18 protein-coding genes are annotated in these 13,651 nt (G+C 72.8%); 9 read left to right on the top strand and 9 right to left on the bottom strand.

Annotated features, from left to right (window positions below; genetic code table 11):
• Nucleotides 1-69: 69 nt before the first annotated feature.
• Nucleotides 70-891 (top strand): formate/nitrite transporter family protein, encoded by an 822-nt coding sequence (locus JKP76_RS01030; RefSeq protein ID WP_200489203.1) that lies wholly within the window; start codon nucleotides 70-72, stop codon nucleotides 889-891.
• Nucleotides 892-927: 36 nt separating this feature from the next.
• On the opposite strand, the gene JKP76_RS01025 is transcribed toward JKP76_RS01030, so the two are convergent.
• Complete coding sequence (locus tag JKP76_RS01025; protein ID WP_309229475.1) at nucleotides 928-1,473, bottom strand: DUF1990 domain-containing protein; 546 nt, start codon at nucleotides 1,471-1,473, stop codon at nucleotides 928-930.
• A gap of 97 nt (nucleotides 1,474-1,570) precedes the next feature.
• Here JKP76_RS01025 and JKP76_RS01020 point away from each other — a divergent pair, with 97 nt between their 5' ends.
• From JKP76_RS01020 to JKP76_RS01010, 3 genes are read left to right on the top strand one after another with little or no spacing between them, the layout of a single operon-like run.
• Nucleotides 1,571-2,035 carry an SAM-dependent methyltransferase gene (locus tag JKP76_RS01020; protein WP_242471330.1) on the top strand — a complete coding sequence of 155 codons (465 nt, stop codon included), beginning with the start codon at nucleotides 1,571-1,573 and terminating at the stop codon, nucleotides 2,033-2,035.
• A gap of 13 nt (nucleotides 2,036-2,048) precedes the next feature.
• Nucleotides 2,049-2,894, top strand: coding sequence for a HipA family kinase (locus JKP76_RS01015; protein WP_200489200.1), 846 nt, complete (start codon nucleotides 2,049-2,051; stop codon nucleotides 2,892-2,894).
• Nucleotides 2,891-3,283, top strand: a complete 393-nt coding sequence (locus JKP76_RS01010) for a DUF3037 domain-containing protein (RefSeq protein WP_200489199.1) — start codon at nucleotides 2,891-2,893, stop codon at nucleotides 3,281-3,283. Before JKP76_RS01015 ends, JKP76_RS01010 begins: the two co-directional genes overlap by 4 nt.
• 10 nt (nucleotides 3,284-3,293) lie before the next feature.
• Here JKP76_RS01010 and JKP76_RS01005 read toward each other — a convergent pair whose 3' ends face one another.
• The 7 genes from JKP76_RS01005 to JKP76_RS00980 all read right to left on the bottom strand — a co-directional run bounded on the left by JKP76_RS01005 (nucleotide 3,294) and on the right by JKP76_RS00980 (nucleotide 7,466).
• On the bottom strand, nucleotides 3,294-3,587 hold the full coding sequence (locus tag JKP76_RS01005) for a 4a-hydroxytetrahydrobiopterin dehydratase (RefSeq protein ID WP_200489198.1): 294 nt from the start codon (nucleotides 3,585-3,587) through the stop codon (nucleotides 3,294-3,296).
• A 24-nt stretch (nucleotides 3,588-3,611) separates the two neighbouring features.
• Nucleotides 3,612-4,322, bottom strand: coding sequence for a phosphoadenylyl-sulfate reductase (locus JKP76_RS01000; protein WP_200489197.1), 711 nt, complete (start codon nucleotides 4,320-4,322; stop codon nucleotides 3,612-3,614).
• Entirely contained in the window at nucleotides 4,319-4,495 is a 177-nt protein-coding gene (locus tag JKP76_RS00995) for a hypothetical protein (protein ID WP_200491430.1), read from the bottom strand. Before JKP76_RS00995 ends, JKP76_RS01000 begins: the two co-directional genes overlap by 4 nt.
• On the bottom strand, nucleotides 4,492-6,165 hold the full coding sequence (locus tag JKP76_RS00990) for a nitrite/sulfite reductase (protein WP_200489196.1): 1,674 nt from the start codon (nucleotides 6,163-6,165) through the stop codon (nucleotides 4,492-4,494). The genes JKP76_RS00995 and JKP76_RS00990 overlap by 4 nt, the downstream gene beginning before the upstream one ends.
• Nucleotides 6,166-6,270: 105 nt before the next feature.
• Entirely contained in the window at nucleotides 6,271-6,357 is an 87-nt protein-coding gene (locus tag JKP76_RS23725) for a putative leader peptide (RefSeq protein WP_375335634.1), read from the bottom strand.
• Between the two features lie 46 nt (nucleotides 6,358-6,403).
• Nucleotides 6,404-6,952: an adenylyl-sulfate kinase gene (cysC, locus tag JKP76_RS00985; protein ID WP_200489195.1), complete on the bottom strand. Its 549-nt coding sequence runs from the start codon at nucleotides 6,950-6,952 to the stop codon at nucleotides 6,404-6,406.
• Nucleotides 6,953-6,983: 31 nt separating this feature from the next.
• Complete coding sequence (locus tag JKP76_RS00980) at nucleotides 6,984-7,466, bottom strand: Rrf2 family transcriptional regulator (protein WP_207146575.1); 483 nt, start codon at nucleotides 7,464-7,466, stop codon at nucleotides 6,984-6,986.
• 27 nt (nucleotides 7,467-7,493) lie between these two features.
• Here JKP76_RS00980 and JKP76_RS00975 point away from each other — a divergent pair, with 27 nt between their 5' ends.
• Entirely contained in the window at nucleotides 7,494-8,252 is a 759-nt protein-coding gene (locus JKP76_RS00975) for a (deoxy)nucleoside triphosphate pyrophosphohydrolase (RefSeq protein ID WP_200489193.1), read from the top strand.
• Between the two features lie 123 nt (nucleotides 8,253-8,375).
• On the opposite strand, the gene JKP76_RS00970 is transcribed toward JKP76_RS00975, so the two are convergent.
• Nucleotides 8,376-8,546, bottom strand: a complete 171-nt coding sequence (locus tag JKP76_RS00970) for a CsbD family protein (protein WP_200489192.1) — start codon at nucleotides 8,544-8,546, stop codon at nucleotides 8,376-8,378.
• A 398-nt stretch (nucleotides 8,547-8,944) separates the two neighbouring features.
• Here JKP76_RS00970 and JKP76_RS00965 point away from each other — a divergent pair, with 398 nt between their 5' ends.
• The 4 genes from JKP76_RS00965 (at nucleotide 8,945) to JKP76_RS00950 (ending at nucleotide 13,635) form a co-directional block, all read left to right on the top strand.
• Entirely contained in the window at nucleotides 8,945-10,561 is a 1,617-nt protein-coding gene (locus JKP76_RS00965) for an ABC transporter substrate-binding protein (RefSeq protein ID WP_200489191.1), read from the top strand.
• 143 nt (nucleotides 10,562-10,704) lie between these two features.
• Nucleotides 10,705-11,628: an ABC transporter permease gene (locus JKP76_RS00960; RefSeq protein ID WP_200489190.1), complete on the top strand. Its 924-nt coding sequence runs from the start codon at nucleotides 10,705-10,707 to the stop codon at nucleotides 11,626-11,628.
• Nucleotides 11,621-12,592, top strand: a complete 972-nt coding sequence (locus JKP76_RS00955; protein ID WP_200489189.1) for an ABC transporter permease — start codon at nucleotides 11,621-11,623, stop codon at nucleotides 12,590-12,592. The genes JKP76_RS00960 and JKP76_RS00955 overlap by 8 nt, the downstream gene beginning before the upstream one ends.
• Nucleotides 12,589-13,635: an ABC transporter ATP-binding protein gene (locus JKP76_RS00950; RefSeq protein ID WP_200489188.1), complete on the top strand. Its 1,047-nt coding sequence runs from the start codon at nucleotides 12,589-12,591 to the stop codon at nucleotides 13,633-13,635. Before JKP76_RS00955 ends, JKP76_RS00950 begins: the two co-directional genes overlap by 4 nt.
• The last annotated feature ends 16 nt before the right edge of the window (nucleotides 13,636-13,651 follow it).

The raw sequence follows: 13,651 nt of genomic DNA, 5'->3' as shown, positions 1-13,651 counted from the left end.
GGCATCCGGGGGAGGGGTAGCGCGCTGACGCCGCGGCTCCTCCCGTGCCCGGCGGAGAGACGAGGACCCGTGGCCGGCGACGACGCACGCAGCGAGCTCGGAGAGACCGACGCCCCGCAGGAGGACGAGGTCGCCCTGGCGTTCGACCGGATCGTCAGCCAGGGGGCGCAGCGGCTGCACCGGACCTGGCGCGAGGTGCTCACCACGGGCCTCGCCGGCGGCCTGGAGGTCGGCGTCGGCGTGCTCGCCCTGCTGGCGGTCTACGCCGAGACCGGCAGCCACCTGCTCGCCGGGATCGCCTTCTCCGTCGGCTTCATCGCGCTGCTGCTGGCCAGGAGCGAGCTGTTCACCGAGGGCTTCCTGGTGCCGGTCACCGCCGTCGTCGCGGGGCGGGCGGGCCCCGGCCAGCTGGCCAAGCTCTGGGCCGGCACGCTCGTGGCCAACCTGGTCGGCGGGTGGGTGGTCATGTGGATCGCCGTCCACGCCCTCCCCGAGCTCGGGACGACGGCGATCGAGTCCGCCACCACCTTCGTCGACGCGCCGCTGGACCTGCAGTCGGTGTGCCTGGCCTTCCTCGCCGGCAGCACGATCACGCTGATGACCCGCATGCAGCAGGGCGCGGAGTCCGAGGGCGGCAAGATCGTCGCCGCCGTCGCCGGGGCCTTCGTGCTCGCCGGGCTGGTGCTCTTCCACTCGATCCTCGACTCGCTGATCGTCTTCGCCGGCATCCACGCCGGCGGCCCGTTCGGCTACGGGGACTGGCTTGCGTGGTTCTGGTACGTCACGCTGCTCAACATGGCCGGCGGGCTGCTCGTGGTCACCGCGCTGCGGCTGGTGCGCAGCAAGGAGCTGATCGAGCGCGAGCGGGAGGACGTCCGCAGCGGCGAGTAGCCGCCCGACCGGGGCGGCCTGCGATCCGCCGGGCCGTCAGCCGCGCGCGGCCCGGCGGATCGCCGACAGGTAGCGCTGCGTGCCCAGCCGCTGCAGGCCCAGGCTCAGCGGGCCGGCCAGCCGGGCGGCGCGCGTGGCCAGCCGGAAGAACACCCGGATCTCGAACTCCACCTCGCCGCCGGGCAGCAGGCGCACGGTGAACCGCTCCTCGCCGCTCTCCGGGTGGCCGGCCAGCGTGCCGTAGGAGAACCCGCGCTCGTCACCGTCCGTCGCGGCCCAGACCACCCGGCACGGCAGCTCGTAACCCAGCCGCGGCAGCCCGGCGGTCAGCACGACCACCGTGCCCGGCGTCCCGGCCGGGCCGCTGGCGCGCACGCGGAACCCGACGCTGCGCTGCGCCCGCCAGTCGAGGACGGCGGCCGACGCCCGCTCGAGGTCCGCCCGGCCCGAGCCGACGACAGTGGCGTACGTGGCCGTGCGGTACCCGGATGGGAGCCGGGCAGCGGCGGTCGCGCCCACCTCGGCGTAGTTGAACGGCGTGTCGGCCAGCGCCGCGGGATCGGTCGCGCGGAACAGCCCCACCGGTCCTCCCGCCGTCGTGCCGTCGCGGTCGAGTCTTCCCCGGGCTGCGCGGGACCGCCCTCCGGATCGCCGCGGCTGGCAGGCTGCCGCCGTGGAGATGACCCCGATCGGCACCGTGCGCTCACCCCGGACCGAGCGGCTGGACGACGACTGGGACTCGGTCACCGCCACCGTCACCCTCGACGCCGGCCGCTTCACCCCCGACGCCCTCGACGGGCTGGCGGAGTTCTCGCACGTCGAGGTGGTCTACGTGTTCGACCGGGTCGACCCCGCCGGGGTGCAGACCCGCGCCCGGCACCCGCGGGGCAACCCGGACTGGCCGCAGGTCGGCATCTTCGCCCAGCGCGCGAAGGGCCGGCCGAACCGTATCGGGGTGAGCGTCTGCCGGCTGCTCGGCGTCGACGGGCTGACCCTGACGGTGCACGCGCTGGACGCCATCGACGGCTCACCGGTGCTCGACGTGAAGCCCTACCTGGCGGAGTTCGGACCGCGCGGCGAGGTCCGGCAGCCCGCCTGGTCGCACGAGCTGATGGCCGGGTACTGGCGGTCGCCCGACCGGTAGGGTCGCCGGCACTGTGCTCGCGTCCGTCACCGCCACCCGCTACGTCACCCCGCTGCGCGAGGGTGGCTCGCTGCCGGGGCTCATGGAGGCCGACGACCTCGGCACCTACGTGGTGAAGTGGCGGGCCGCCGGTCAGGGCGTGAACGTGCTGGTCGCCGAGGTGGTCTGCGGCGAGCTGGCGCGGGCGCTGGGCCTGCCGGTGCCGACGATCGTGACCGTCGACGTCGCCCCGGAGCTCGCCGTCGGCGAGCCGGACCCCGAGGTGCAGGAGCTGCTGCAGCGGTCGGCCGGCCGCAACCTGGGGCTGGACTACCTGCCCGGGGCGCTGGACTTCGAGGCCGGCGCCGACGGCGTGGACGGCGGGCTCGCCGGCCGGGTGCTGTGGTTCGACGCGCTCGTCGGCAACGTCGACCGCTCCTGGCGGAACCCGAACATGCTGTTCTGGCACGACCGGCTGCAGCTGATCGACCACGGCGCCGCGCTGACCTTCCACCACCACTGGCCCGGCGCCGAGGCCGCGGTCCGCCGCCCCTACGACGCCTCGACGCACGCGCTGGTCGAGTGCGCACCCGACGTGCCCGCCGCCGACGCCGCGCTGGCGCCCCTGGTCACCCGCGAGCTGCTGGACGGCGTCCTCGCGCTGGTGCCCGACGAGTGGCTCGAGGGCGAGCCGGCCGACGAGCTGCGGCAGCGCTACGTCGGGCAGCTCCTCGCGCGGGCCGCCGCCCGGGACGCCTGGCTGCCCGGGCTGGTCGCCGCCGCGGAGGCCGGGGGAGCGGGCCGCCGCCGCGCGCCGCGGGGGGAGAACCGGCCGTCGTGGCTGGGGCCGCCGCCGCCCGAGGGGATCACCCAGCGATGAGCCGGGACACGTTCGAGTACGCCGTCCTCCGGGTCGTGCCGCGCGTCGAGCGCGGGGAGTTCCTCAACGCCGGCGTCCTCGTCTACTGCCGCCAGCGGGACTACCTCGGCTCGCGCGTGCACCTGGACCCCGACCGGCTGCGCGCGCTCGACCCGACGGCCGACGCCGCGGGCATCGGCCGGGCGCTCCAGGCGGCGGCGGACGTGTGCGCCGCCGACCCGGGCGCGGGGGCGGCCGGGCGCGAGGCGCTGGGCTCCCGGTTCCGCTGGCTGACCGCCCCGCGGAGCACGGTCATCCAGCCCGGTCCGGTGCACACCGGCCTGACCGCCGACCCCGACGCCGAGGCCGACCGCCTCTTCCGCCTGCTCGTCCTCCCCGTCCAGGGCTGAGCAGCCGGGTTCAGGCGGGGAGCAGACCGTCGATGCGGCGGGCGAGCTCCAGGTCGAGCTCGGTGACGCCGCCCTCGGAGTGGCTGACCAGCGCCAGGTGCAGGGTGCGCCAGCGCAGGTCGACGTCGGGGTGGTGGTCCAGCTCCTCGGCGACGTCGGCGATCGAGACGATGGCGGCGACGGCGTCCCGGAAGCTCGGCAGCTCCACCGTCCGGCGCAGGCCGTCGGCGGACCCCGACCACAGCGGGAGCCCGGTCAGCGCGGTCGTGACGTCGTCAGGGGAGAGGCGCGGTGGACGTGGCATGCGCCGATCCTCCCGCCGGCGGGCTCAGGTGTGCAGGCCGCACTCGGTCTTGCTCGAGCCGGCCCAGCGACCCGAGCGGGGGTCCTCGCCGGGAGCGACCGGCCGGGTGCAGGGCGCGCACCCGATGGAGCCGTAGCCCAGCTCGAACAGGGGGTTGACCGGCACCTGGTGCTCGGCGATGTAGGCGTCCACATCGGCCTGCGTCCAGGCCGCGATCGGGTTGACCTTGACCATGCCGCGCTTGGCGTCCCAGTCCACCAGCTTCGTGCCGGCGCGGGTCGGGGACTCGTCGCGCCGCACGCCCGAGCCCCAGGCGACGTAGCCCGACAGCGTCTCGGCCAACGGCCTCACCTTGCGCATCTCGCAGCACAGGTCGGGGTCGCGCTCCCACAGCTCCGGACCGAACGACAGCGCCTGCTCGCCCACGGTCTGCGGCGGGGTGACGTTGACCAGCGTCACCGGCAGCACGCCGGTGATCCAGTCGCGGGTGCCGATCGTCTCGGCGAAGTGCAGCCCGGTGTCCAGGAAGATCACGTGGACGCCGGGGACCGCCCGGCTCGCCAGGTGCGCGAGCAGCCCGTCGGCCATGGACGAGGTGATGGCGAACTCGTCGCCGAAGGTCTCACCGGCCCAGCGGAGGGCGGCGAGCGCCTGCTCGACCGGGTCGGCGATGGTCCCGAACCGGGCGTCGGCCTCGGCGGCCAGCTTCGGCGTCGCTGCGATGGCGGTCGTCATCCCTGCTGCACCCCCGTTGCGATCAGGCGGACCGAGAAGGCCCGCAGGCACGCGCCGCAGCGCCAGCCGTCGGCCGACTCCCCCTCGTAGGGGGTCAGCTCCTCGTCCCCGCAGTACGGGCAGTGGAACACCGGCAGCTGCCGCGTTCTTCCGCCGGCTGCGTCCTCGGTCACAGCAGCCACTCCTCCTCGGCCCGCGCGACGTAGCGGGCGAAGGACTCGCCATCGGTGCGCCGCTCCACGAAGCCGCGCAGCACGCGCTCGCAGTAGTCGGCGGTCTCGGCCTTGGTCACCTTGTGGCCGCGGAACTTGCGGCCGAACGTCGCCTCGACGCCGAGGTGGCCGCCCAGGTGCACCTGGAAGCCCTCGACCATCTCGCCGTTGTCGTCGCGGACCATCGAGCCCTTGAAGCCGATGTCGGCGGTCTGGAACCGGGCGCAGCTGTTCGGGCAGCCGTTGACGTTGATCCCGATCGGGACGTCGAACTCCGGCAGCCGCTTCTCCAGCTCCGCGTAGAGGTCCTGCGCGTGCTGCTTGGTCTCGACGATCGCCAGCTTGCAGTACTCCAGGCCGGTGCAGGCCATCGTGCCGCGGCGGAACGCGCTGGGGCGGACCTGCAGGTCGTGCGCGGCGAGCGCGTCGACCAGGGCCTCGACCTTGTCGTCCGGGACGTCGAGGATGACCAGCTTCTGCTGCGTCGTCGTCCGGATGCGGCCCTCGCCGTACTCGTCGGCGAGGTCGGCGATGGTGCTGAGCAGCGAGCCGCTGATCCGGCCGGTGCGCAGCGCGAAGCCGACGGCGTTGCGGCCGTCCTTCTGCCGGCTGACGCCGACGTGGTCGCGCTGGTCGTGCTTGGCCGGGGCGGGCGCCGGGCCGTCGGGCAGCGCGGCGTGCAGGTACTCGTCCTGCAGGACCTGGCGGAACTTCTCCGGGCCCCAGTCGGCGATGAGGAACTTGATGCGGGCGCGGTTGCGCTGGCGGCGGTAGCCGTAGTCGCGGAACACCGACGTGCAGGCGGCCCAGACCTCGGTCACCTGGTCGGGCCGGACGAAGACGCCGATCCGCTGGGCGAACATCGGGTTGGTGGACAGGCCGCCGCCGACCCACAGGTCGTACCCGGCCTCGCCCTGCTCGTTGACGACGCCGACGAACGAGACGTCGTCGATCTCGGGCTCGGTGCAGTGGTCGACGCAGCCCGACATCGAGGTCTTCCACTTGCGCGGCAGGTTGCTGAACTCGGGGCTGCCGACGTACTTCTCGACGGTCGCGGCGATGACGTCGGTGGCGTCGAGGACCTCGTCCTCGAGGATGCCGGCCAGCGGGCACCCGAGCATGACGCGCGGGACGTCGCCGCAGGCCTCCATCGTGCTCAGGCCGACCGACTCCAGGCGCCGCCAGATCTCGGGGACGTCCTCGATGCGGATCCAGTGGTACTGCACGTTCTGCCGGTCGGTGACGTCGGCGACGTCGCGGCCGAACTCGGTGCTGATGCCGCCGAGGACGCGCAGCGCGTCGCTGGTCAGCTGCCCGCCGTCGATGCGGGCCCGCATCATGAAGTACTTGTCCTCGAGCTCCTCGGGCTCCAGCACGGCGGTCTTGCCGCCGGGGATGCCCTGGGCGCGCTGGGTGTAGAGGCCCATCCAGCGCATCCGGCCGCGGAGGTCACCCGGGTCGATGCTGTCGAAGCCGCCCTTGGAGTAGATGTCGATGATCCGCTGGCGCACCTCGAGGCCGTCGGAGTCCTTCTTCATCCGCTCGTTGGGGTTGAGCGGCTCCCGGTAGCCGAGGGCCCACTGGCCCTCGCCGCGCTTGGGGCGGTTGCTCGTGCGGGTGGGAGCAGTCACGTGTCGTACTTCTTCCTGCGCCGGCTCCCGGCACGGCAGACCGCGCGGTTCGGGAGGGCGCTGCCGGTTCGATGCGCAGGGAGTGCTGCGCGGGGAGAGCCTGGGTCAGCGCGAGGCGGAACAGGCAGCGCTGGAGACGCGCGCGAGATCGATGTGGAGGCGCGCAACGAGGAGTACGCCGCGTCCGGTCACGCGTCGATGGTGCCACAGCTCACCGCGCGCACCGGCGTGGAGCAGCTCACACCTGCGGGGCGGGCCCGTCCACGGCGCCGCGGATGCGGGCGACCGACTCGGCCACGGGCGTCACCGACGTGTCGATGACCAGCTCGGGGGCGACCGGCGGCTCGTAGGGGTCGCTGACGCCGGTGAACTCGGGGATCTCGCCGGCGCGCGCCTTGGCGTAGAGGCCCTTCACGTCCCGCTGCTCGCAGACCTCCAGCGGCGTGGACAGGTGCACGAGCACGAAGCGGCCGTGCTCCTCGACCAGCGCCCGGGCCTGCTCGCGGGCCTCCTCGTAGGGGGCGATGGCCGCGACGACGACGGTGCCGCCGTGCTTGACCACCTCGCCCGCGACCCAGCCGATCCGGCGGATGTTGAGGTCGCGGTGCTCGCGGGCGAAGCCCAGCTCGCTGGACAGGTGCGTGCGGACGACGTCGCCGTCGAGCACCGTGACCGGGCGGCCGTCGCGCTCCAGGTCGGCGACCAGCGCGTCGGCGATCGTGGACTTGCCGGCGCCGGAGAGGCCGGTCAGGAAGACGGTGACGCCGGGACGCGGGGCTGCGGGCATGGGCGCCAGTGTCGCGCACCGCCTCCGCGGGTCAGTCGCCGGAGGAGGCGCCGAAGGACTGCCAGGCCTCGTCGATGGCGACGAGCTCGGCCGCGTGCGGGGGCAGCGTGCCGGCGACGACGTCGGCGATGGTCACGCCCTCCAGCACCCGGCGGTAGGCCTCCCGCGCCGCGACCCAGACCTTCGCCAGCTCGGTGGCCGCGCCGGAGTACCGGACGTCCTCGGGGCGCTGGCCGTGCACCTCGGCGAGGAAGCCCTGCTCGATCCGCATGATCCGCGCGATGGAGATTTCCGACGCCGGGAGCGCCAGCCGGTAGCCGCCGTCCCGACCGCGCTGGCTGGTGACCACCCGGGCCCGCTGGAGGTCGGTGAGGATCGCCTGCAGGAACCGGCTGGGGATGCCCTGGGCGGTCGCGATGGCGTCGGCGGTCATCGAGTTCGGTGCCGCCGCGGCCAGTTCGACGACGGCTCGGATGGCGTAGTCGACCCGGGCGTTGATGCGCACGGAGCCCATCCTGCCGTGGTCTGCCACAGTGGCCGCGTGCGGCTGCTGTCATTCACCACGTTGGTGGAGGCGCCGCTGACCGTGGCGTTCGACGTCGCCCGCGTGCTCGGCCGGCCCTGGCCGGCGCCGCTGGAGGAGCTCGAGTCGGTCCGGCCGCTCTCCGACGTCCACACCGGTTCGTGGCCCGGCGGGCACCGGGTCACCCACTCGCGCCGGTTCACCCCGACCGCGGAGGGCACGCTGGTCGAGGAGCGGATCGAGCTGCGGGGGCGGCGCTCCGGCCCGCTGACCGGCCGGCTGCTCCGCCGTCGGCTGCGGCGTGCGATGACCGCGCACCTGGCCGCCTACGTCGTCGCGGCGGAGGCCCGCGCGCAGGACGTCGTCCAGGTCGTGGGCGCGGCGCTGGTCGACGGCGTTCGCGTGCTCGCCGCGCAGCGCTCCGGCGGCCCGTACGACGGCTGCTGGGAGTTCCCCGGCGGCAAGGTGGAGCCGGGGGAGTCCGACCTGGCCGCGCTCGTCCGCGAGTGCGCCGAGGAGCTCGGCGTCGTCGTCGCCCCGGAGGGCTTCCTCGGCGAGGTGCCGCTGGACGGCGTCGTCGCCGGCGGGCCGCGCGGCGCCTCGACGATGCGGGTGTGGTCGGCGCGGATCGTGTCGGGGGAGCCGGTCGCGCACGAGCACGCCGCGCTGCGCTGGATCGGCGCCGACGAGCTGGACGGCCTGGACTGGATCGCCGCGGACCGCCCCCTCCTCCCCGCCGTGCGCGCGCTGCTCGCCCCGAGCGACACCGTGCGCTGATCGGCAGTTCCCGCTTCCGGAACTGCCGACGAGCGCACACCGCGGGGCGGCTGCCCGGGCCCGGACGCGGCGGAGGCCGCACCCCTGGGTGGGGTGCGGCCTCCGCCGCGCAGTGGTGCGGGCCTACTTGAAGGCGTCCTTGACCTTCTCGCCGGCCTGCTTGAGGTTGCTCTTCGTCTGGTCCTTCTGGCCGGCAGCCTGGAGATCGCGATCGTTCGTCGCGTTGCCCAGCGCTTCCTTGGCCTTGCCGCCCAGCTCCTCGAGCTTGTTGTTGGCCTTGTCCTCGCCGCTCATGCGTCGTCCTCTCGTCGTAGGTCCGGGCCCCGCGGGGTCCGGTCGGGCACTACCCGGTGGGGCGCTGCCCGACACCTCGACCCCCCGTTCCCCACCCCGCGCCGGGCGCCGCAACCCGTCCGGGTGAGGCCGCCCGGCACCGCAAGCGGTCCCGTCGCAGGCCAGAACCCCTGGAGGGCTTGCGGGGGTCGTTGTGAGACCGTGTGAGCAGGTCACAAATGGACAACGTGGCTGGCAAAGCCTCGTGGGCAATGCCTAGCGTTGCTCACCGTGCACGCGGCGTGGGCCCACCCGTACGCGTGCGTGTCCGACCACGATCGCCGGCACCCGGGCCCGTCCCGGGGTGAGCCGGTCGCAGTCCGAGACTCCGCACCCGCGGAACGAGAGAGGCCATCCACGTGAAGTTCACCCAGCGCCGCAGTGCGCTCGTCGCGACGGCCCTGGCCGGCGCGATGCTGCTCTCCGCCTGTGGCGGCGACAGCGACGACAGCGGTTCCGGCTCCGGCGGCGGTGAGGGCGGCACGTTCACCGCCTACATCGGCGAGCCCAAGAGCCCGCTCGTCCCCGGCAACACCACCGAGAGCGAGGGCGCGAAGGTCATCGCCGCCCTCTGGACCGGCCTGGTGGGCTACTCGGAGGAGGGCGAGGTCGAGTACACCGGCGTCGCCGAGTCCATCGAGTCCGAGGACAACCAGAACTGGACGATCACGCTGAAGGACGGCTGGACGTTCCACGACGGAACGCCGGTCGACGCCGCGTCGTTCGTCGACGCGTGGAACTACACCGCCAACCCGGAGAACGCCCAGGACGGCGGCTCGTACCTGGGCCGCATCGCCGGCCTGGCCGAGCTCGAGGCCGGCACGGCCGACACCCTCTCCGGCCTCGCGGTCGTGGACGACCTCACCTTCACGGTCGAGCTCACCAGCCCGTTCGCGCTCTTCCCGGCGGTCGTCGGCTACGACGCCTTCAACCCGCTCCCGGACGCCTTCTTCGAGGACCCCGAGGAGTTCGGCACCAACCCGATCGGCAACGGCCCGTTCCAGGCCGACAGCGAGTTCGTGCCCGGCCAGGGCATCACGCTGACCCGGTACGAGGACTACGCCGGTGAGGACAAGGCCCAGGCCGCCGGCATGGAGTTCGTCGTCTACGCCGACCAGGCCACCGCCTACACCGACGCCCAGGACGGCAACGTCGACATCGTCGACGTCATCCCGCCGGACGTGATCGAGTCCGCCGAGAGCGAGTTCGGCGACAACTTCATCAACACCGAGGTCTCCCAGATCACCTACATGGGCTTCCCGACCTACGACGCCCGCTACGCCGACCCGCGGGTCCGCCAGGCGATCTCCATGGCGATCGACCGGGAGGCCATCTCCGAGGCGATCTTCTCCGGCACCCGCACCCCCGCCGACTCGTTCATCGCGCCGGTCGTCGACGGCTACCGCGAGGGCTCCTGCGAGTTCTGCACCTTCGACGTCGACGCCGCCAACCAGCTGCTCGACGAGGCCGGGTTCGACCGGACGCAGCCGGTGCAGCTGTGGTTCAACGCCGGCGGCGGCCACGACGCGTGGATGGAGGCCGTGGGCAACCAGCTGCGCACCAACCTGGGTGTCGAGTTCAGCCTCGAGGGCAACCTCGACTTCGCGCAGTACCTGCCGCTCGGTGAGTCGAAGGGCTTCACCGGCCCGTTCCGCATGGGCTGGAGCTTCGACTACCCGGCCGCGGAGAGCTACCTGACCCCGATGTTCACCGAGGCTTCGCTGCCGCCCACCGGCTCGAACTACAGCTTCTACACGAACGACCAGGTCTCCGCGCTGATCACCCAGGGTGACCAGGCCACCAGCGAGGAAGAGGCGATCGAGTTCTACCAGCAGGCCGAGGACCTCATCGCCGCGGACATGCCCTACGCGCCGATGTTCTTCACCCAGATCCAGACCGTCCACACCGACAACGTGGACAACGTCCGGATCGACCTGTTCCAGCGTCCCGTCTGGTCCGAGGTCACGGTCAACTGACCGCTCGCTAGCAGGGACCCGCACCACCCGCCGGGGGCGCCCGTCCACCACGGACGGTCGCCCCCGGCGGCGCGCGTGCGCCAGGAAGCGCACGATGGACACCGGCCCGCCGCATCCGCGCGGGCCCGCACCCGAGGGGGAACATGGGCCGCTACGTAGCGCGCCGCCTGCTGCTCACCATCCCGGTCCTGCTGGGCGCCTCCGTCCTCATCTTCTCGATGGTCTACGCCCTGCCGGGCGACCCCATCCGCGCGCTGGCCGGCGACCGGCCGGTGTCGCCGGCCTTCGTCCAGGTGCTCACCGAGCGGTTCCACCTCGACGACCCGCTCTGGGTCCAGTACTGGGAGTACCTGAAGGGCCTCGTCCAGGGCGATCTGGGCACGGACTTCCGCGGCCGACCGGTGCTGGACACCATCGAGCGCACGCTCCCGGTCACGATCCGGCTGACCATCGTCGCGGTGATCTTCGAGATCATCATCGGCCTGACCGCCGGCGTGCTGGCCGGCATCCGCCGCAACAGCTACTTCGACAACCTGGTGCTGGTCTCGACGACCGTCATCGTGTCGATCCCGATCCTGGTGCTGGCGTTCCTCGCCCAGCTCACCTTCGGGCTGAAGCTCGGCTGGTTCCCCATCGCCGGCACCCGCGAGGGCTGGTACAGCTACGTGCTGCCGGGGCTGGTGCTCGCCTCGGGCTCCCTGGCCTACGTGGCCCGGCTGACCCGCACGAGCATCGCCGAGAACATGCGCGCGGACTACGTGCGGACGGCGAAGGCCAAGGGCCTGCCGCGCAGCCGCATCATCGTGCGGCACACGCTGCGCAACAGCCTGATCCCGGTGGTCACGTTCATCGGCGCCGACATCGGTGCGCTGCTGGGCGGCGCGATCGTCACCGAGACCGTCTTCAACCTGCCCGGCATCGGCCGCGAGGTGTTCGACTCGATCCAGGCGCAGGAAGGCGCCGTCGTCGTCGGCATCGTGACGCTGATGGTCTTCTTCTTCATCTTCTTCAACCTGGTCGTCGACGTGCTCTACGCCGTCCTGGACCCGAGGATCCGCTATGACTGACCAGCAGCAGGTGGACCTGCGCAAGGACGAGATCGAGGCGGGGACGACGACCGGGCTGGCCAGCCCGTCGGTGGACCCGCTCAGCGCCCGCCAGAACAGCCTGTGGTCCGACGCGTGGGCGTCGCTCAAGCGCAACCCGCTGTTCTGGATCGGCTCGCTGCTCACCGTGCTGCTCGTGGTGATGGCGGCCTTCCCGCAGCTGTTCGCCCGCGGCGCCGACCCGCGCGCGTGCGACCTGGCCAACTCCAAGCTGCTGCCGTCGTCCCAGCACTGGTTCGGCTTCGACCAGCAGGGCTGCGACTACCTGGCCAACGTGGTCTACGGGGCGCGCAACTCGCTGATCATCGGCGTCTTCGCCGTCGTCGTCGTGCTGCTGCTCGGCGTCGTCGTCGGCGCCATCGCCGGCTACTTCGGCGGGGTCACCGACGGCGTGCTGTCCCGCATCGCGGACATCTTCTACGCGCTGCCGCTGATCCTCGGCGCGCTGGTGCTGCTGCGCGTCGGCCCGCAGACCGACATCCCGATCCTCAACAGCCGCGGCCCGGGCGCGGTCGCGCTGGCGCTGGCGCTGTTCGGCTGGATGACGGCGATGCGGCTGGTCCGCTCGCAGGTCATCGCGGTGAAGAGCTCGGACTACGTCGCCGCCGCCCGCGCCATGGGCGCGTCCAACAGCCGGATCCTGGTCCGGCACATCCTCCCCAACGCCGTCGCGCCGGTGCTGGTCTACACGACCATCACCATCGGCGTGCTCATCGCGGCCGAGGCGACGCTGACCTACCTCGGCGTCGGCCTCCAGCGGCCGGCCATCTCGTGGGGCCTGCAGATCGAGGCCGGTCAGGACCTCATCCGCACCGCCCCGCACCTGGTGCTGTTCCCGAGCATCGTGCTGAGCCTGACCGTGATGGCGTTCATCCTGATGGGCGACGCCCTGCGCGACGCCCTCGACCCGAGGCAGCGTGCATGACCCAGTCCCAGCTCGACCCCACCCCGCACCCCGCGACCGCCGGCGCGACGCTGCTCGAGGTCGACGACCTGCACGTCGAGTTCCAGCAGCGCTCCGGCGTCGTCAACGCCGTCAACGGCGTGAGCTACACCCTCGCCGAGCGGGAGACCCTGGCGATCCTCGGCGAGTCCGGCTCGGGCAAGTCCGTCTCCGCCCAGGCGATCATGGGCATCCTCGACACCCCGCCGGCGGTGGTCCGCGGCGCGATCCGCTTCCAGGGCGAGGACCTGCTGCGGATGTCCGACGAGGACCAGCGCCAGGTCCGCGGCCCCGGCATCTCGATGATCTTCCAGGACGCGCTGTCGTCGCTGAACCCCGTCTACAGCGTGGGGTGGCAGATCGGCGAGATGTTCCGGGTGCACCAGGGCGCCTCCCGCAAGGAGGCCAAGGCCAAGGCGATCGAGCTCATGGACCGGGTGCGCATCCCGGCCGCGGCCAAGCGGGTCGACGACTACCCGCACCAGTTCTCCGGCGGCATGCGCCAGCGCGTCATGATCGCCATGGCCATCGCGCTGGACCCGCGGATCCTCATCGCCGACGAGCCGACCACCGCGCTCGACGTCACCGTGCAGGCGCAGGTCATGGACCTGCTCAAGGACCTGCAGCGGGAGACCGGCATGGGCCTGATCCTCATCACCCACGACCTCGGCGTCGTCAACGAGGTCGCCGACCGGGTGGCGGTCATGTACGCCGGCCGGATCGTGGAGCGGGGCACCGTCGACGACGTCTTCACCGACGCCGGGCACCCCTACACCGAGGGCCTGATGAACTCGGTGCCGCAGGTCGAGGCCAAGGGCGGCCGGCTGCAGCCCATCGTGGGCCAGCCGCCGAACCTCGCCGCCATCCCCAGCGGCTGCCCGTTCCACCCGCGGTGCGCCCGCCGCCGCCTGGGTGCGGACGCCGCGCCCGGCCGCGACTGCGCCACCGACGTCCCGCCGCTGCGCCTGGTCGTCCCCGGCCGCGAGGCAGCGTGCCACTACAGCGAGGAGGTCCTCGGTGTCTGAGCCGACCGGCGCCACC

Source organism: Blastococcus sp. TML/C7B (assembly GCF_016612845.1).
In the GTDB taxonomy this organism is placed as follows: Bacteria; Actinomycetota; Actinomycetes; order Mycobacteriales; family Geodermatophilaceae; genus Blastococcus.
The sequence above is the reverse complement of the archived record's forward strand: the minus strand, read 5'-3'. Positions and strand labels throughout refer to the sequence as shown.